This is a genomic window from Paenibacillus sp. FSL H8-0332 (genome assembly GCF_037963835.1).
GTDB lineage: Bacteria > Bacillota > Bacilli > Paenibacillales > Paenibacillaceae > Paenibacillus_AQ > Paenibacillus_AQ rhizoplanae.
This window is the reverse complement of record NZ_CP150145.1, coordinates 3,542,439-3,559,957: the sequence shown is the minus strand read 5'-3', so window position 1 is coordinate 3,559,957 and position 17,519 is coordinate 3,542,439. Positions and strand designations below refer to the sequence as shown.

Below are 17,519 nucleotides of genomic sequence, written 5' to 3'. Positions count from 1 at the left end.
CTTAAAGAATAGATCTTCCTGCGGGGTGGACATGCTCTTCCTCCTTCACCATAGATTTCAGGGCTTGGCGATCCAGCTTTCCGCTGGCTGTTCTGGGCAGAGCCGTAACGAAGCGGAATTCCCTGGGACGCAAGGCAGAGGATAACCGCTTTACGCACCAGGCATGCAGCTCCGAATTGCTGACAGGCTCTGTGGAAGCTTCGGATACTACCACGGCAATCAGACGATGTCCCCATTGAAGGTCTTCTGCGGCCGACACAGCAGCGTCCGCCACCCCAGGCAAGCTTAATAGGACGCTTTCGACCGCTTCCGGGTACACCGTGTGTCCCCCGACAAGGAGAGCGTTATCGGTTCGCCCGGTCAGGTGCAAGTATCCATCCTCGTCCAGATACCCGGTATCCCGGGTATGCAGGCCGAGGGGGCCTAGGATCTCGCGGGTGCGATCCGGATCGTCATAATAGCCGATCATCACATTCGGCCCTCGAACGACCACCTCCCCACTCTCTCCTGTTGCCGCCTCCCTTCCGTCCTGAACGATGGTCAGCTCGACGCCGTTAATGGGTATCCCGGCGGATTGCGGTTTCGTCCTCAACTGAGCGTAGGGCAAATACGAGACGCGCGGAGATGCTTCGGTCAGTCCATAGGAGGGCGTCAGCCGCACGTGAGGCAGACGGTCAGCCAAACGAAGCAGCATGACGTCAGGCATCGGGCCGCCGACAATGAGCATCTGCCGGAGCGTGAGCAGATCCTCCTCCGCCCATTTGGCGGAATGGATTAGAGGCAGGATCGCAGACGGCACAGTGCATAAGAAGGTCACCTTGTTCATACGGACGCACTGGATCATCTCGAAGGGATGCACGAAGCCCCCGCTTAGAACAAGATTGGCTCCGGAGGCCATGGCGGCAAACCATTCCCCAACAATTGTCGAGCAATACCCCAGTGACTTCGAGAGCAGAACGATGTCCTCGTCGCACAGAGTCGTGTAGTCCAGGATCGCGTCCACATTGGACAGCATGTTGTGGTCGCTCAGCATGATACCCTTCGGCTCTCCCGTCGAACCGGAGGAGAGGAATATCATACGTGCGGCCTCTGGCGGCGTGTACCGGCGTACCGGCCGCTGAGCGGCGCCGATTCCTGCAACCGGTCCGCTTGCCATGCCTGCATACAGGCAGAATGCCAGCTCTTCTCCTTGCATGTTCCATTCCGTAAGGATTGGAAGCTTCTCTTCCGAGACGAACACAGCTTCGGGTTCAAATTTGCGGATGAGGCGAAGCATGTCCTGTCCCGGCATGTAGCTGTGGATGGGGAGCGGAATGCCTCCCGCCAAAATGACTGCCCCGATGACAGCCAGACACTCCGGCGTCGGAGCCATCCAGACGGCCCCGATAAAATTCGGACGCAGCTGCTCCTGCTTCAGCCGTTCAGCGAGAAGATCCATGCGGCTTCCGAGTTCCGCATAACTTGTCCAATCGGACTCGCCGCTTCGTGCCGAGTAAGTGATTCCCCGGTCATGCCTCCGTGCACGTCGAAACAATTCCCTGAGTGTGCCTGTGCCATTCATGCCAGTACCCCCTCCTTATGAGATGCCTGTCCAGCCACAGATGTATCGCGCTCGAAGGTCGATGCCATAGCATAATACTCAGCCGATTGCTTCATGAGCTCTTCGTGGTCGCCTTCCGCCACCAGACAACCGTTCTCCATCACCAGAATACGGTCCGCGTTCATAATGGTTTGCAGGCGATGGGTGGCTACCAGAACCGTCTTGCCCGCCATGGCGTGGCGTATGGAATCCATGAGTTCAATCTCCGTAAGCTGGTCCAAGGCGGAGGTCGGTTCGTCCAGGATAAGAATATCGGGATTGTGCAAGAGGACACGCGCAATAGCCAGCCTCTGCCGCTGTCCGCCAGACAGCTGGAAGCCTTTATGGTCAATCTTCGTGTTGAGTCCTTCCGGCAGTTGATCCAGCAGAGATCCGAGCCGCGCATTCAGGGCTGCTTGCATGACCATCTCCTCCGTCGCGTCCAGCTTCCCGACAGAAATATTTTCCATAAGGGTACCCCGGAACAAGTAAGGCTCCTGGAACACGATGCCAACCTTGCGGCTGATCGCGCTGCGGGTCATCTCCTCCAGATTCTGTCCGCCGATTCGAATTTCACCTTCGAGAACGGGCATCATCCCAATAAGCGCCCGGAAAAGGGTGGATTTCCCAGACCCGCTTCGCCCGACGAAAGCATAAACCTTGCCCGGAGACAGCGACAGTGATAGATCCTTCAAGATTTCCGTTCCACCGTACCCGACGCGCAGACTGCACACTTCGATATCGGACGGCGTTGCTTCAAGCTCAGGCTCCCTTGCAGGCGAAACCTGCTTCCTCTCGTTTTCCGCATAGGGATCGATCGGGGTCTGGATAAATTGCTCGATTCTGCCCATTGCAACTTCCGCGCCTTGAAGCTCTCTGAAATAGTTGTTAATCTGCTGTACCGGATTCAGAGCGTTTTGCAGATAGGTTACGGAAGCAACCATCATGCCAACGGTCAACATTTGGTGGAGCACCTGATAGCTGCCGATCCAATAGATGGCAGCCAGGATCAGGCTAATCACGAAACCACTGATTTGAAACGACATAACGGCATACAGCGTTTCCCGAGTGCTGGCCTTCACCAGCCCCTTGTACATCGTTTCATTCCGCTTCCGTTCCCATCCCTCTAGTCCTAAAGCCCGGATTTCTTGCGAACTTTCGATCGCTTCATAGAGATAGGTTCCGATCTCTTCATTATGGGTTCGAACGTCGGACGAATAACGCGCCACAGGGTTGCGGAATAGCCCTGGCACCCATAAGAGGAAGGGGATGCTGACCGTCGCAACGATGCCAAGCCGCCAGTCCAAATAGTACAGGATTCCGAGGGATATCAGCATCATAAACAGCTGTGAGGTAATCTCGACCAGGATGTGGTTGAGGAAATTTCCCATCGTAGCTGTATCCATCCCGAGCAAGGCCGAGAATTTCCCGGGTCCTTCCTTCTGGATTTCCGGAATGGGGATCTGCCGGACATGCTTCAACAGCTCGTTCCGGATATCCAGCGTATTACAGATGCCCAGATAGCGGAACAGACCTACCCGGATAAACAGGAACACGATGGAGAGAACACCTATTCCCAAGGAAAGGCTAAGCAGCGGGACAATCAGCTTACGGTTTCCGCCAATCAGCACGTGGTCGATCAGATAGGCGAAGATTAAGGGCTGAAGCATGACGAGTCCCAATTGCAGGAACGTGCAAACATAAGCGATCAAGGTTAAATTCCATTTGATCTTCACGTAGGGAGCAAGACGTCGGAACAGTTTAAACGTGTGCATGATTGTTCCTCCCGGCAAAATGTTGAATAATTGGCTTCACCCTGCGCATCCATTCCTCCGTGTCACCCTGCGACTGCCAATCCAGAACCGACAGCGACGATTCACTCAAACAGCCTGTCGCTTCCAATAAGCTGCAATGATAGATTTTGTTCAGCGTTCTCATAGAAGATTCCAGCAGGGCGGTCTCCTCCGCCTCACCCGCTATCTGTCCAAGGGGAGCATTCAGGAGCCTCCTGATCTGCGGCATGATGGTTCGATAGTCGTACTTTAGAGCGTTGCGCCGCGCTCCTTGCGAGAGATTGTCGTGAAGCTTCTCATCCAGCAGAACCTCGGTGCAGTTGCGAACCAGCCCGTCCAGATCTATCTTCGGATGTTCACCGGACCAATCTACCTGGACGAAGGAACCGTCCTCGCCGTCAACAAGCAGCTCTCGGAAACCGTCCCAGTTGGTGCAGACCACAGGAAGACCGTGGGCTTTCGCTTCCAGGAGGTTGAAGCCAAACGTCTCTCCCGGATCGGTGGAGAGGTTAACCAGAAGCCTGGATTCCCGGAACAGGCGGTCTTTCTCACTCCCGTGGACGGGACCTGTAAACTCCACAGTTTGCTCCAGTCTATATTCCGCTACGATGGCTTCAAGCCGTTCTTTATATCGGTCAGCTTCCTTCATAGACCCCGTATATTCTCCGGCAATCGTCAATACAGTGTCCGGGACACGCTGCTTTATTTCCGTCATAGCCTCTAAGAGCACATGAATGTTCTTTACCTCTTCCAGCCGGCCGATGGATAACAGACGTTTACCGGCAAGCGGCCGAACCGGCTCCGCAGCTAGCAAGGTGTCGATGCATAACGGGATCTTATAGGCATGCGCATACCGGGGTGAGAGATTAACCAGTGCCTGTCTGCAAGATTCCGTACTGGCAAGCAGCACATCCTGTTCTGTAATCCAAGGCGCACAGGACAGCCAGGTTGTCAGCCAACGGGCGGATGCGACGGAATGGGCGATAACCATGAAGCGAAGCGGAAGCTTGGCGAAGCTCCGAACCAGCATCAAGAAAGGCATGAAATAAGGAGCGTTCACATAAAGCGTATCGATTCCGTATTCCTCGCATAATCGGGCCAGCCGCTCCGATGCATGCGGAAGCGAAGACATCGGCTGCTTGGAGAACTGGCGAAGCGAACCCCCGAAGATCTTGGCAAAGCGTACCGGCGGAATGCGGAGGAGCTCCGTATATTCAGCCAGATACCCTGTCCATTGGTCATCAATCACCCGTTCGTTCAACCGAGGGGAATGGCCGTCGAAGCAGCCCACCCTAGGTCTGCACTCAGCATGCAAATCGAGGTTTCCAGCGATGATAGACATCGATCAATTCCTCCTTCAGCTGTTGCTCTGTCCTGTGCAGCTGCTCCACCTTATCCACCAGCAGTCCGATTTCCCTGGTTCGTCCCGGCATGGACGTACGGATCGCCAGGTATGCGAGCGTACTCCACATTCTTATGAATCCTTCCAGCTGCTCCTGATACAGCTCCGTCCCTTGATTAAGCGCTTCCAAAAAATATTGATACAGCAGCCCGTAGCTGTATTTGCGTTTGGCGAGGATGCCGAGCTGGGATACAGCATCCTTCAAGGCCCCGGGCGGATAAATATCGGGCGACTCCACCGTCTGCATAATCCTCCGCCTCACCATGCCGGTTAGCGATCGTTCACCCGGATCGGTCTCTATCGTATCCTCGAAGATTCTCGCCACCTCGCTAACGTCCGGCGCATGGAGCCATTCGGGATGAAGCAGCAGTCCCCCGCCCAACTCATTGCTCAGAAAAGCATCGTGTACATGGCTCGTGGCCACTAACCCTTCCCATTCAAAATAGCGATCGTATACCACGAATTGATCGCCCCGCATTCCGTGTACGATGACAAAATGGGGCTGATGCATGGTTTGAAACGTTCTTTTTTGATAGGGCATATGAAACAGGTCGAGCTGTACCAAAACAGGAAGATCCGGATTACGCCGCAGGACCTCCAGAAACTTCTTCAGGTTGCCTAGCTTTTCGGCCCCGTAATCATACCACTCCACGGCCCCTTCCCCGTAGAGGCGGGTGAACAGACGCAAATATTCGGACGGCGTGATGTCCGCTGAGAAATAGGTCAGCTTGCCGTCCTCCGTAACGCTGAATGGCGCGTCCCAAGCACCGATATAGAGCGGACGTTCATCCCACCCGGCTTGCTCCAAGCCATAACCGAGTCCGTTCAGAAAGCAATGGGCTTGTTTCACGTCAAACCCCGGTTTTAACGGCCCGTTTGGCCAATATGCGTTGTGAGATCAAGCGCGCGGTGGCGAAGTTCTCCTGTAGAAGCTCGTCGTCCTCGTAAAAAATGTCGTACTGCTGTTCAATCTGTATCATCAGGTTGACCAGCAGCACCGAATCCACGCCTGCATCCTCTAGCGGTGCGTCCCCATTCAATTCCTCCGCCAGCTCCGGTCTGGAGGTCAAATCGGCCACCCGATCAATCACGAATTGTACGATATCCTGTTCATTCACGTTCATCATCATATCCATCCTTTTCTATGATCTTAAGATTTGACTTCTTTAGGCGATGTGCTCCCCCTTAAGGGCGTGGATGAAATCGACTAAAGAACCGACCGTTTGGAAGACGGCAGGATCCATCTCCTCCTCGGGCACAGTTACGTTGAACACTTCCTCGATGCATACCACCAATTGGAGTACCATGATCGAATCTACGTTTAAGTCTTCGTACAGCCGGTCTTCCTCTTTAATGACGTCCGGGAGAGAGAGCTCCAATTGTTCGGACATGAGCTGCCTCAATTGAGATACCGTTTGTTCCTTATCCATGAATACCATACTCCTCTTCTACCAATTGTTTTCGCATAACCTTCCCTGTACTCGTCTTCGGAATGTCCTCCGTAAAAGCAATAAAGCCCGGAACTTTATAAGCAGGCAGAAACCGCGCGCACCACCTCTTCACCTCCTCCTGTGACAGCGCATCGCCCTTCCGAACGATTCGAGCTTTGACAGCTTCCCCCCAGACGGGATGCGGAGCCTTGTGCACGACAGCTTCCTGAACGCCGTCCAGCCTCCGGATGACATCCTCCACCTCGGAGGGAGCTACCTTCAGTCCTGACACATTAATCAGATCATCCATCCGGCACTGAACATGAAGCCTGCCGCCCGACCAATATCCCATATCTCCGGTATGAATCCGGCGTCCGCCTGTGGCAATGATTATTTCATCCGGCTGATCCCGGGTTCCGGCCCTTTCCATTGCCATATGCTCCAGAAGCATCCCGGCATCCGTAGAATCGGAGGGTCGGTCGCCAAGCGAGATGCAGCCCGCCTCAGAGCACCCGTATTGCTGGATCACCTCCACACCTGCACCCCCAAGCCTGTTCAGCAGTTCTGCAGACATCGGGGAGCCAGAGGATACCATCTTTCTAAGCAGCACCTTCTCTCTCATCAGGCTGAGCAGAATTTGAAAGAGGAAGGGCACCGCATACACCACATGGCGATCATGCTGCTGCATGAGATGCAGGGCGAACTTGGGGTTCTTGTCCGTCACGATAACCGGCTTGACTCCGCGCTTAAGTGCGGAAAGCGTACCTGTGATGAATCCGAAGGAATGAGACACGGGCACCAGAATGATTGGTTGATCCTCCCCGCTGCAGGGCAGCATCTTGTTGTAGGCCTCGATTTCCATTTGCACATGAGACCAAGACCGTTCAACTAGCTTGGGAGCGCCGGTCGTGCCGGAGCTGAATTGAAGCAAGGACGGCTCCCCATTCATCCGATCCAGGCGTGAGTGTAGAGGGTGAAAGACGGCGCTGCCTCCTGCGTCGGTCAGCAGACCCGTACAGCCTGCGTCTTCGGCTTGCCGGAGAACGCTTTCAATCGGGGTATCGCCGTTGATCAGAAGCACCGAACCCTCATTCCTGATAATCAGCTCCGTGGCGGCCAGAATATTCGCCGGTTCCTTCATGCATACAGCTGTCCGCCGTTCCTTCCAAACAGAGGAACCCAATAATGCGTATATCGCGTTTATTCGGCGTTCCAGTTCATGCTGGTCATAATGTTCTTTATTAACAATGAACATGGGGTCTCCTTTCCCATGAGAATTTTTAACTTCTTTAGGTATTTTCGCCACATAACGACGCTTTTCCTTCTCTTGTAGTAAATAGTCCTTTCTTGTCATAGCAGCCGCATCTACATCTCAAGTGCGTTCATCTTTAGTTCAAAATTGTACGTTATTCCGTTCCCTTTCCGTCATAACGAAAAGCACCCCCTATAGTTTTCATCAGCATAAACACCAGGTGTTTATCCAATGTCGACTATAAGGGGTGCACTTCAACTATAACAAGGGGCTGATCTCTCAATTCCCAACCATCGCAGTAAGGACAGTTAAATAGACTTTTTCCATATAGCTCCTTAAACCCATCAATTTCCTGAAAGATCTCCCTTTGTAATAAACCCATGGGATGCATGAGTAACCGCATTTCTCGGCTTATTGTTGTCGATTAACGCCACCCTTCGTTCTTGCCCTGCCTAATACAAGTGCTGCATTCAATCCAGCGGGGCCTCCGCCAACAATTACACAATCGTAAATCATATTCTAATCACTTATAAGCTTTGATAACTGACCAAAGTTTTTCCTTTAGAGGAAATTTCCATTTTACCAAGTTGTTTAAGTTCCCGAAATAAAACTATTCCGGTTATTGAGCATGAAATAAAATCTGCGATAGGGCTTGCCATCCAAACACCTGTCAATTGAAATAGGTGAGGCATAATAACGAGCAGCGGAACAAGGAGAATTACTTGGCGAAGAAGCCCTAAAATGGTTGCTTTTTTTGCTTTGCCAATTGCCTGAAAATATTGCGAAGATACCATTTGAAAGCCAATAAGCGGCGTCATCATCAGCATTATCCGCATACCATAAGACGCCGCTTGAATCAAGGTAGTCTCGCTACTAAAAGCCTTGATAATTGGCACTGTAAGAAATTGCGTACATAAGAAAGCAAATACACAAATGGCGGTTGCAATTATCATTTCCAGTTTCAGAGTTTCCCTTACCCGTTTATACTGTTTCGCACCGTAATTGAATCCAATAATGGGTTGAGCTCCCTGTGCAATGCCAATAACAGGCATGTAAAAGAAAATCATAACAGAGTTGATTACGGTCATAGCCCCAATCGCTATATCGCCGCCGTATGTTTTCAACCCGGTGTTCATCAATATAGCAACGGCAGTAGCGGCAATTTGCATAACAAATGGGGATAGTCCTATACTCGCAACCTCCTTGAAAGCCCTCCAGCTTGGCACAAGATTTTTCATTCGTAATTTCAAAGTGCTATTTCCTTTTACAAAATGCGCGATTACCCATGCGGAGGATACGAGTTGCGAAATCAGCGTGGCCCATGCAGCACCTTTGATCCCCATATCGAAACTAAATATAAAGATAGGGTCAAGAATAATATTAAGCACTGTACCTAGCAGCATGGTTAACATGGATTTTGTGGGATTTCCTTCGGCCCGGATGATATTGTTAAGCCCTAAGGCAATCCCCTGAAATATTGTTCCATATAAGATAATTGTTATATAGTCTGACGCATAACCAATTGTGGCATTACTTGCCCCAAATAAGTTGAGTATTGGCACCTTGAACATCAGTCCAAAAAAGGATACGAGAATCATCAGTATAGCCAGAAATGAAAACGAATTGCCAAGTATTTTTTCCGCATCCTCTTTGCGGTTTTGGCCCAGCCGAATGGAAATCATTGCGGACGCGCCTACGCCAATGAAGAAACTGAATGCCGTAATCAAGGACATAAATGGGAAATTAAGCCCAATCCCAGTCATGGCGAGAGCGCCCAACCGGCCAACATAAAGCCGGTCGACTAGCGTGTAGATTGAATTAACCATCACGCCGATGATAGCCGGTATTGAGAATCTCAATAAAAGTTTGCCTACTGGCATTACGCCTAGCGGATCCGTATGATTATTCATAGTGAATGCCCCTTAAAGTTTTTAATGTACTTTCTAAAAGAGTTTGTTTATTTGGAGGCAACAAGCTGCCGGAGGGCATCTTTCGGCAATATGCCTAATTCTTTATATAGGGGCTTTCCATCTCTGAATATAAGAGTTGCCGGTATGCTCATTATCTGAAATTGTGAAGAGGTCACCGGATTTTCGTCTACATTAATTTTAATTACTTTAATGGAATCATCTGCTTCCTTTTCAAACTCCTCTAAAACAGGGGCGAACATTCTGCATGGACCACACCAGGAGGCCCAAAAATTCACTACCGTTATACCTTCAGCTTGCACCATCTCTTTAAAATTAGAATCTTTCGCGTGATGAATAGCCATCATGATCATCCTTTCAAGTTAAATATAATAGAGATATATTATATCTTTAATTAAATATGAGATTTCAATTGTTTATCTGCGTCCTGCTTGACGACTTGTTTCATTTCGCTTGTCGAGCCGTTGTTTGTCTTGCGTTACAATGCCGACTCGCTGAGCCGGATACTCGTTAACTTGTCCTATAACCTCCTCACCTCCTTACATATCGCATTTATTTAAAGATATTGTAGTTACATAATATCTTTAAATAACCGAAAAAAATCGATTGAACATTCAATCTCCTTGAATTGCCCGTATGGATTATCGGCTCTGCTGCCACACTTCTTCATTGAAAATCAAAGACTTTATGAATCTATAATAACTCCGTTCCTCGTAGAATGCAAGCGTCCGAATGCCCTCACCGACTCATTGATACTGTAATAATTCCAGTGGCCTTCTTTGCGGCTCAAAGGGGTACCCGTCATTTTTTCAAAAACCGTTTAATATTCCGCACGATATATTTAGCATCAGCCCCGACTCCGCGAACCGTCGCTGACGCAAAGGAACGCTGATTAGATAATCCAACATAATAAAGTCCAGGAACTTCTGTACTGACACCGGCAACATGCAGAGGTCTACCATCTGATGCAAGTGCACCTGTCCCACCCAGAAAAGGGATATTAGGACGATATCCTGTAGCGAATATCACAACATCAATGGCTTCCCGTTCCCCATCCTCCCAAATAACACCTTCAGGAAAAAAAGCTGAGAACATTGTTCTCTGATCCGGATTACCGTTTTCCATTTTCTTACGATATCCGCCAAGGTCGAATACAGAAATGGGACTAGGCGGCTCTTTGCCGATTCGGTAGAAAGGAAAAGTATCTATGCCAGTGATTTTTAACCAGAAGTGAAGATCAAGACCCATTATACGCTGCGGCGTAAATCGGACTGGCTGCTGGACAGCTAATGATACGTTAGCATGATTGGCAAGTTCCACTGCAATCTGCACTCCCGAGTTTCCACGGCCGACAACGACAACCCTCTTCCCCAGGAACGATTCCGGGTGTTTATACTCGGAGGAATGAAGAAACTTTTTGGTTTACCATTATCGGGAGTTTGAATTTCTCCGCATATTGACGTAAATAAGTAATGACCTCATCGCGCAGCGGATACTCATTTGGAGCTTTTGGAAAAGGGTATCCTGGCAATGACGAATACCGGGCGGGAGAAAACAATTTCAAACTATCATAATATTGCGGCCATGATCCCGCGGGCTGGGCTTCAGCTTCCAGAATCGTAAAATCCAGACCGGCCTCTTGCAAATAGTAACCTGATGCGAGCCCTGCCTGCCCCCCTCCGATAACCACTGCGTCTAGGGTCTTCTGCAATATATCCACCAACCTCTCCTCATCGAACCAACCTATGTCTAACAGCAGTTATTCTTATTTAGTGCATGGATTAACAGTTCCAAGCTCTCTGCAACCTGCTCCCTTCTATTCTCCGGGATATCCTTCATAATGTTTCCGAAATAAGCGTTCAGAACGGAGCTGATTTGATCATGGAGTATCTGTCCCTTTGGGGAAAGCGTTAGCTTTATATACCGCCGGTTATCCGGATCTGTAATCCGTTCAATCCATTCATTCTCGACAAGACCATTGACCGTTCTGCTCATTGTACTTTTATCAAGATTAAGTACATTGGCCAGATCGATGAGTGAGATTTGCCCGAATAGCCCAATCTCCATGACGGCATGACATTGTCCAATCGTTGCGCCACAACAGGCAAGCTGAGTTTTTTCCAAAGCTCCAATATTCTTATCCAGAGCTCTCATTGAATTACGGAGTAAATCAACGTTTTCCATGGATATCACCTTTAACCCCTCTATACAGGCCATAGCCTATTTTGCCATCCATAACCGCTTTAAAGAATACCTTCTCATTCTCCATAACCTTGGTTACACCACTGATCCCGTGCTTTTGCAAAATCCGTTTCAGAGTTACTACCCTTTCCGGAAAAGTAAGCAGCTTTGAATAATGACTAACATCCCGGTCTTTACGTACCTTTCAGACAGTTCCTCCTTCTCCATGTCCGTTATCCGCTTCTTCCAAATGGACTCATGGATCACCACTCTGCCTCCTAGCTTTACTACGCGAGCCATTTCATTAAGTACTTGCTGGGAATATCCGGAATTCCGACCGCGCATTCGTTGATTACGGTATCGAAGGAGCATCTAGCACCCGCATTCCCGGCTTAAGCTCTGTAACCTCTGTTGTTCGCCTCATTAATTCAAATCCTCCGGGATGGAGCGTTTCGATTCCACTGATTTCAATGGCATCCTCAATTGTGGGTTTATGTATCCCTTTTCTTTTCATCATCATCCCTCCGCCTAAACAATGTGACACACAACAGTTGTATTTTGCAACTCTATAACAAAAAAAGACTATCTCCATTAGAAATAGCCCTTCTGTAAATATGTTTTTATTTACTTGGATGGATAAAACCCCTTCAATACCTCACGCATATCCTGCTTGATGTTAATATCCGGACGTTTTTCTTTCGCCAACGCTTCCGCCTCTTCTACATTCGCAGCATGGCCAAGTTCAAGCAGGACTCCCGTGGCCACAGTCCCCGTACGGTTCCGTCCGCCGGCGCAATGGAAATACACGGTCTTCCCGCTGTTTACTGCTGCTGTTACCGCTTGGATTGCAGCTTGAACTGAACCTTCCTGGCCGCTCTCATCTTCTACAATGGGAAAATGATGACGGGTCACATGGTCTGGAAAGCCTTCTGCCTTCGTGCCGGTATCCCTTAAGTCAAACACATCCGTAATCTCTTGCTCCTGCAGGGCCTCAAGCAGTGCATTCTCCCCTCCGATGTATACTTTACCTTCGATCAGTTCATGATAATTCGCCATTATAGTTCCCTCCTTCATACCAGGTTACTCAATCTTATTCACCTGTATCAGCGAATTGCTTGATGCGCTCGCCCACTTGGTCACGAACCCGCTGGAAGACTGCCCACTTCTCTTCATCTGTTCCTTGCGCTTTTGCCGGATCATCAAATCCCCAGTGCTCACGTTTCACTTGAGGCGGAGTAATTGGACATTTATCTGCGGCATCTCCACACAATGTAATCACAAGATCAGCGTTATTAAGCAGCTGCGGATCAATGATATCCGACGTTTGAGCTGAGATGTCAATCCCTACTTCGCTCATTGCCTGAACGGCTTTCGGATTCAGACCGTGAGCCTCTATGCCGGCACTGTACACATTCCATTCCTCGCTCAAATATTTCTTAGCCCAGCCTTCGGCCATCTGGCTCCGGCAGGAGTTTCCTGTGCACAAAAAGTAAATGCTTTTCTTATCCATGAGTCGTAATCTCCTTTGAGTTTAAAATAGAATCAATGTTATATAGAGGCCAAGCAGTGTGATAAACAGCGTAGGGATCGTCAGGATAATACCTGTTTTGAAATACGTTCCCCAGGATATCTTCACCCCTTTGGTCGAAAGCACATGCAGCCACAGCAAGGTCGCCAGTGAACCAATTGGTGTAATCTTCGGTCCCAAGTCAGAGCCGATGACATTTGCATAAATCAAGGCTTCCTTAATCAGTCCCGGGGTATGCGTAGCATCAATGGCCAGTGCATCAATCATTACCGTAGGCATGTTGTTCATAACGGAGGAGATAATTGCAGCAATAAAGCCCATCCCCATCGTTGCGGCGAACAGCCCCTGATCGGCCACAGCCTGAATGACATCGGCAAGGACGTCTGTCAGCCCCGCATTGCGAAGACCATATACGACGACATACATCCCGATGGAAAAGAATACAATCGCCCAGGGCGCACCCTTCACGACTTCCATCGTGGGGACATATGGGCTTCTTCTTGCCATGAGAAGGAAGAATATTGCGATAACCCCGGCTACCACAGACACCGGAATGTTCAGGAACTCACTCACGAAGTATCCTACCAGCAGAAGCGCTAATACCCACCAGGATAGTTTGAACATCTTCTTATCTTTGATCGCTTCCTGCGGATTTTTCAGCTGGGAGCTGTCAAATTTTTTGGGGATGCTTTTACGGAAAAAGAAGTACAACACCAGAATACTTGCCCCTAAGGAAAACAAAGTAGGCATCAGCATCCGTCCAGCGTATTCCATGAAGGTAATCCCGAAAAAGTCCGCCGATACAATGTTCACCAGATTACTTACAACCAGCGGCAAAGACGTAGTATCCGCAATGAACCCGCTGGCGATGATGAACGGAAAGACCTTCTTCTCATCGAAATTCAGCGCACGGACCATAGCCAGCACAATCGGGGTCAGAATGAGCGCCGCTCCGTCGTTGGCAAAAAACGCGGCTACGACCGCACCAAGAATGGTGACATAGATGAACATTCGGGTTCCATTCCCCCGGGCAGCTCTGGCCATATGTAGGGCAGCCCATTCGAAGAATCCGATTTTATCGAGGATAAGCGAGATCAGGATGATTGCAACAAAGGCCAGTGTGGCATTCCATACAATCAAAGTGACGTCCTTAACATCGCTAAAGCTGACTACACCGGCAAGTAAAGCGAGTACCGCCCCGCCGCAGGCAGACCAGCCAATGGACAAGTTCTTAGGCTGCCAAATGACAAATACTAAGGTAACAATAAAAATGAAACCCGCTAAGAATACTGAAATCAATCCGCTAACCTCCATTTAGTCACATGAAATCCTTAAGCCTTTCTTATCGAGCTCTTCTAATTCATGATCTTGTGAAGGAACGAAGGCAATCAGATTCTGAATTAATTCATGCTGGATACTGTTTGGATTCACCGAGTAGAATATCCACTGGCCTTTCCGGTTCTCCTTGACCAGCCCCGCATCCTTAAGCTTCCGCAAGTGCTGGCTCACAGATGGCTGACTCGTCTTGAAAATTTCAACAAGCTCGCATACACAGCATTCCTGCTTCTCCAGAAGCTTCATTATCGTCAGCCTGGTCTTATCTCCCAGAAGCTTCAACGTCTGCGATACTTCTTCTAAATCATGCAGATCAAAACTCATCTTCTGTCCCCCTTACCTCCATCATTATATAAGCATACACTTATATAATCAAGTGCTAATATACACGTCTTTAACTCTGTCCATTTTAGTTACAATCACAGGCTGTATATTCGCCCTTTATTAAAAATAATAGCGATTCTGTATCCGGTAGTGCATCTAAAATGGTGTGAATATAAGAATCTTCCTCTATAGCCAAAGCATAATAAACCCACTGTGCCCGTTTTGTTTCTTTCACGAGTCCCTGCGCCTTTAATTTTCTTAAATGCTGGCTTACATTGGGTTGAGACATATTTAGAATATCCACCAAATCACAAACACACCATTCTCTATCCTTTAACAATCCCATAATGGTAAGTCTGGTTTTGTCACCCAGTAATTTCAATTTCTCTGCCATTTCTATGTTGAACATATGCACTGTCCTCTCAGAATTTTGACTAGGACACGGTGATGTCTGCACAGCAATTTTTGAATTTCCGGCTGCTGCCGCATGGACAAGGATCGTTTCGGCCCGGAAGACGACCTTTAAAGTTTCGCTGCACATTCTCCGTGAACAGCTGCCGCCGAAGCGATGCTCCCAGCGTCTTCATACGCTCATCGGCATAAGCATAAATGCGCTTGTAGCTGGAGCAGAAATAATCCGGGTCCGAAACACTCAGATCATCTGCCCATTTGCGGTTGCGCGGACAGCCTCCGTGGCACAGCGGCTTGTATTCACAGTTCTGGCAAGCTGCTGGCAGCGTCTTCTTCATTCCAAGAAATGACATCCGTGCAGGATGCAACAGCAATTCGTTCAAGCTATCCTTGGCCACATTGCCGAGCTTCCAGTCATCATGAATATAGAAGTCACAGGGATAGGCATCCCCGTTCTGTTCCAGAACCAGCATGGTGCTGCATCCGGAGCGGTGAACACATAACTCAGCCTCTCGGCCCGTACAGACACTAAGCATATTGTCGAAGAAGCGAATTGACGTCCGCGGCTGCCCATCGTTATACCAATAATCAAAAGCTTCGCACAGGAATTGTCCATACTCCTCAGGTGTGATATCATAGCTGCCAGCCATGCCTATTTCCTGAGAGCGGAAGTCCATACAAGGAATAAATTGTACATATGCAAATTCTTCACGTTCATAGAATTCAATCAGCTCTCTGGCCTTCTTGATATTCCCCCGGTGAAGCACTGTGAGAATATTGAAATCCACTTGATGCCGACGCAGGCAATCAATCCCCTTCATAACCCGATCAAAGCTCCCTTGCCCCCGGGAATCCACCCTCCGCTCATCATGAATATCGCTAGGTCCGTCCACGCTAATGCCAATCAAAAACTGGTATTTCCGGAAAAAGGCTGCCCATTTATCGGTGATCAGCGTGCCGTTCGTTTGCAGGGCATTACTGATTGCTGTATGTGCAGGGGCATACGCCGCTTGAAGCGTCACGACCTCTTCAAAAAAATCCAGCCCCGCGAGCAGAGGTTCCCCTCCCTGCCAGGCAAAGGAGGCACTTCCCTTGCTCATTTCCATATATTCTTGGATAAATGTATTCAGGATAGCGGAATCAATCCGGTTGATTCGTGGACCGGGCTTCCCTCCACAGGTACTGTAATAACAATAATCGCAGGCCAAATTACAATCCTCTGAAACAGTCTTCCATAATACGCCAATACTCCCGTAATCTTCGTAATCCGTTATTGCACATGTATCGGTCATAATTCCCTCCTATACTCATTTGGAAATAATCTTCGACATTTCAGGTGCCTCTATCCTAAGAAATCCTCCATGTCCAGTGGCTGGCCTATAGCGATAAATTCACTTGGTGACATGGAGGTCAGTTGCTTAAACATGCGAAAAAAATAGGATGCATCATAGTATCCTGAATACTGGGAAATTGCCGCGACCGTTGTTTTGGTGTTAAGCAGCAGATAACATGCCTCCAAAATGCGAAGCCGATGCAGATATTTAATCGGCGACTGTCCCGTCACTTCCTTGTACACCGAGATGGTGTAATTCTCTGAGCATCCAATAAGCTTGGCCAACTGCTCAATCTCTATGGATTCGCGATAATGGCACAAGAGATAATTCTGAATCGTCCGAGCATACTGGACTTTCATTGGCGCGATTTCCGGCTGTTCCAACTCGCGGGCGGTAATGCCGAGCAGTTCTTGAAGAATGCCCTGACAGATCATTGATCGGAAGCTCTTGACTCCACGCATTTCCATAAATAACTTCTCAAAACGACGACGAAGGGCTTCAAAACTGCGCGGCTTGAGTAAGGTATGCCTGTCTTGGCGCAGAAAGGGGAGTAGCTCCGTTTCTTCTCCGGAGGTAAACAGAATGGTATACTTCTGGTGTGGTCCACTCTCATGATCCTCTCCCGCCCGATCAATGAGGTTGGGGAGAATTAACAAGTCACCTTGCTCCAGAACAACCCGCGTTTTCTCGATATAGTAAACCACCTTCCCTTCGATAACCAAAATCAGCACATTAAGTTTGATCCGTTCCTGCATGGTGCGCCATCCCGGAATCATTAAATCATGATACACCGAATCTACGGTATACAAATAACCGCCTCCTCCCTTTCACGTTTGAATGCTGAGAATATCGATGTTTCACTACAGTTTAAGGTGAGAATTGTACATGTAATCTGAACATCATACATCGACTTGCCTTATGTCTCAAATCTATAATTAGGTCAACGTTAAGAGCAGAGCTTTGTAGTTGAAACATTACCACGCACTTTTCAAAGTTGCAATGACACTGATAAACATTCAGAA

At 48.9% G+C, this 17,519-nt stretch carries 19 protein-coding genes and 1 pseudogene; all 20 read right to left on the bottom strand.

The genetic code is table 11. The annotated features are described in order from the left end of the window. Position 1 precedes the first annotated feature (1 nt). Positions 2-1,561, bottom strand: coding sequence for a class I adenylate-forming enzyme family protein (locus tag NST43_RS15295; RefSeq protein ID WP_339225176.1), 1,560 nt, complete (start codon positions 1,559-1,561; stop codon positions 2-4). Next, on the bottom strand, positions 1,558-3,354 hold the full coding sequence (locus NST43_RS15290) for an ABC transporter ATP-binding protein (RefSeq protein ID WP_339225175.1): 1,797 nt from the start codon (positions 3,352-3,354) through the stop codon (positions 1,558-1,560). Before NST43_RS15290 ends, NST43_RS15295 begins: the two co-directional genes overlap by 4 nt. Further along, the gene (locus NST43_RS15285; RefSeq protein WP_339225174.1) at positions 3,341-4,714 is read right to left on the bottom strand and encodes a glycosyltransferase family 4 protein; all 1,374 of its coding nucleotides are present in this window, start codon (positions 4,712-4,714) and stop codon (positions 3,341-3,343) included. The genes NST43_RS15290 and NST43_RS15285 overlap by 14 nt, the downstream gene beginning before the upstream one ends. Then, on the bottom strand, positions 4,677-5,624 hold the full coding sequence (locus tag NST43_RS15280) for a DUF6005 family protein (RefSeq protein WP_339225173.1): 948 nt from the start codon (positions 5,622-5,624) through the stop codon (positions 4,677-4,679). Before NST43_RS15280 ends, NST43_RS15285 begins: the two co-directional genes overlap by 38 nt. 1 nt (position 5,625) lies before the next feature. Next, positions 5,626-5,910 (bottom strand): acyl carrier protein, encoded by a 285-nt coding sequence (locus tag NST43_RS15275; protein WP_339225172.1) that lies wholly within the window; start codon positions 5,908-5,910, stop codon positions 5,626-5,628. Between the two features lie 30 nt (positions 5,911-5,940). After that, positions 5,941-6,204 (bottom strand): phosphopantetheine-binding protein, encoded by a 264-nt coding sequence (locus NST43_RS15270; protein WP_339225171.1) that lies wholly within the window; start codon positions 6,202-6,204, stop codon positions 5,941-5,943. After that, entirely contained in the window at positions 6,197-7,345 is a 1,149-nt protein-coding gene (locus NST43_RS15265) for an AMP-binding protein (RefSeq protein ID WP_339225170.1), read from the bottom strand. Before NST43_RS15265 ends, NST43_RS15270 begins: the two co-directional genes overlap by 8 nt. Before the next feature lie 367 nt (positions 7,346-7,712). After that, positions 7,713-7,972: pseudogene (locus tag NST43_RS15260) on the bottom strand (FAD-dependent oxidoreductase); the annotation flags it as partial. Positions 7,973-7,983: 11 nt separating this feature from the next. Further along, positions 7,984-9,366, bottom strand: coding sequence for an MATE family efflux transporter (locus NST43_RS15255; protein ID WP_339225169.1), 1,383 nt, complete (start codon positions 9,364-9,366; stop codon positions 7,984-7,986). 47 nt (positions 9,367-9,413) lie between these two features. Beyond that, on the bottom strand, positions 9,414-9,728 hold the full coding sequence (gene trxA, locus NST43_RS15250) for a thioredoxin (RefSeq protein WP_339225428.1): 315 nt from the start codon (positions 9,726-9,728) through the stop codon (positions 9,414-9,416). 457 nt (positions 9,729-10,185) lie between these two features. Beyond that, positions 10,186-10,716: a hypothetical protein gene (locus NST43_RS15245; protein ID WP_339225168.1), complete on the bottom strand. Its 531-nt coding sequence runs from the start codon at positions 10,714-10,716 to the stop codon at positions 10,186-10,188. 58 nt (positions 10,717-10,774) lie between these two features. Beyond that, positions 10,775-11,104, bottom strand: coding sequence for an FAD-dependent oxidoreductase (locus tag NST43_RS15240; protein ID WP_339225167.1), 330 nt, complete (start codon positions 11,102-11,104; stop codon positions 10,775-10,777). Between the two features lie 29 nt (positions 11,105-11,133). Then, the gene (locus tag NST43_RS15235; RefSeq protein WP_339225166.1) at positions 11,134-11,568 is read right to left on the bottom strand and encodes a MarR family transcriptional regulator; all 435 of its coding nucleotides are present in this window, start codon (positions 11,566-11,568) and stop codon (positions 11,134-11,136) included. A 621-nt stretch (positions 11,569-12,189) separates the two neighbouring features. Then, entirely contained in the window at positions 12,190-12,621 is a 432-nt protein-coding gene (locus NST43_RS15230) for a dual specificity protein phosphatase family protein (RefSeq protein ID WP_339225165.1), read from the bottom strand. Positions 12,622-12,655: 34 nt separating this feature from the next. Next, entirely contained in the window at positions 12,656-13,075 is a 420-nt protein-coding gene (gene arsC, locus NST43_RS15225) for an arsenate reductase (thioredoxin) (protein WP_339225164.1), read from the bottom strand. A gap of 21 nt (positions 13,076-13,096) precedes the next feature. Continuing rightward, positions 13,097-14,407 carry an arsenic transporter gene (locus NST43_RS15220; protein ID WP_339225163.1) on the bottom strand — a complete coding sequence of 437 codons (1,311 nt, stop codon included), beginning with the start codon at positions 14,405-14,407 and terminating at the stop codon, positions 13,097-13,099. Beyond that, positions 14,408-14,752, bottom strand: a complete 345-nt coding sequence (locus NST43_RS15215; RefSeq protein ID WP_339225162.1) for a metalloregulator ArsR/SmtB family transcription factor — start codon at positions 14,750-14,752, stop codon at positions 14,408-14,410. Between the two features lie 85 nt (positions 14,753-14,837). Beyond that, positions 14,838-15,146 (bottom strand): metalloregulator ArsR/SmtB family transcription factor, encoded by a 309-nt coding sequence (locus tag NST43_RS15210; RefSeq protein ID WP_339225161.1) that lies wholly within the window; start codon positions 15,144-15,146, stop codon positions 14,838-14,840. A gap of 40 nt (positions 15,147-15,186) precedes the next feature. Next, positions 15,187-16,455, bottom strand: coding sequence for an anaerobic sulfatase maturase (locus NST43_RS15205; RefSeq protein WP_339225160.1), 1,269 nt, complete (start codon positions 16,453-16,455; stop codon positions 15,187-15,189). Positions 16,456-16,505: 50 nt separating this feature from the next. Further along, on the bottom strand, positions 16,506-17,306 hold the full coding sequence (locus tag NST43_RS15200) for an AraC family transcriptional regulator (RefSeq protein ID WP_339225159.1): 801 nt from the start codon (positions 17,304-17,306) through the stop codon (positions 16,506-16,508). Between the last annotated feature and the right edge of the window lie 213 nt (positions 17,307-17,519).

What these genes read in the sequence shown, in the direction of transcription:
- trxA (WP_339225428.1), bottom strand. Translation starts at nt 9,728, where the DNA reads ATGGCTATTCATCACGCGAAAGATTCTAATTTTAAAGAGATGGTGCAA.
- NST43_RS15235 (WP_339225166.1), bottom strand. Translation starts at nt 11,568, where the DNA reads ATGGAAAACGTTGATTTACTCCGTAATTCAATGAGAGCTCTGGATAAG.
- NST43_RS15215 (WP_339225162.1), bottom strand. Translation starts at nt 14,752, where the DNA reads ATGAGTTTTGATCTGCATGATTTAGAAGAAGTATCGCAGACGTTGAAG.
- NST43_RS15255 (WP_339225169.1), bottom strand. Translation starts at nt 9,366, where the DNA reads ATGAATAATCATACGGATCCGCTAGGCGTAATGCCAGTAGGCAAACTT.
- NST43_RS15270 (WP_339225171.1), bottom strand. Translation starts at nt 6,204, where the DNA reads ATGGATAAGGAACAAACGGTATCTCAATTGAGGCAGCTCATGTCCGAA.
- NST43_RS15290 (WP_339225175.1), bottom strand. Translation starts at nt 3,354, where the DNA reads ATGCACACGTTTAAACTGTTCCGACGTCTTGCTCCCTACGTGAAGATC.
- NST43_RS15275 (WP_339225172.1), bottom strand. Translation starts at nt 5,910, where the DNA reads ATGGATATGATGATGAACGTGAATGAACAGGATATCGTACAATTCGTG.
- NST43_RS15230 (WP_339225165.1), bottom strand. Translation starts at nt 12,621, where the DNA reads ATGGCGAATTATCATGAACTGATCGAAGGTAAAGTATACATCGGAGGG.
- NST43_RS15285 (WP_339225174.1), bottom strand. Translation starts at nt 4,714, where the DNA reads ATGTCTATCATCGCTGGAAACCTCGATTTGCATGCTGAGTGCAGACCT.
- arsC (WP_339225164.1), bottom strand. Translation starts at nt 13,075, where the DNA reads ATGGATAAGAAAAGCATTTACTTTTTGTGCACAGGAAACTCCTGCCGG.
- NST43_RS15205 (WP_339225160.1), bottom strand. Translation starts at nt 16,455, where the DNA reads ATGACCGATACATGTGCAATAACGGATTACGAAGATTACGGGAGTATT.
- NST43_RS15220 (WP_339225163.1), bottom strand. Translation starts at nt 14,407, where the DNA reads ATGGAGGTTAGCGGATTGATTTCAGTATTCTTAGCGGGTTTCATTTTT.
- NST43_RS15295 (WP_339225176.1), bottom strand. Translation starts at nt 1,561, where the DNA reads ATGAATGGCACAGGCACACTCAGGGAATTGTTTCGACGTGCACGGAGG.
- NST43_RS15210 (WP_339225161.1), bottom strand. Translation starts at nt 15,146, where the DNA reads ATGGCAGAGAAATTGAAATTACTGGGTGACAAAACCAGACTTACCATT.
- NST43_RS15265 (WP_339225170.1), bottom strand. Translation starts at nt 7,345, where the DNA reads ATGAAGGAACCGGCGAATATTCTGGCCGCCACGGAGCTGATTATCAGG.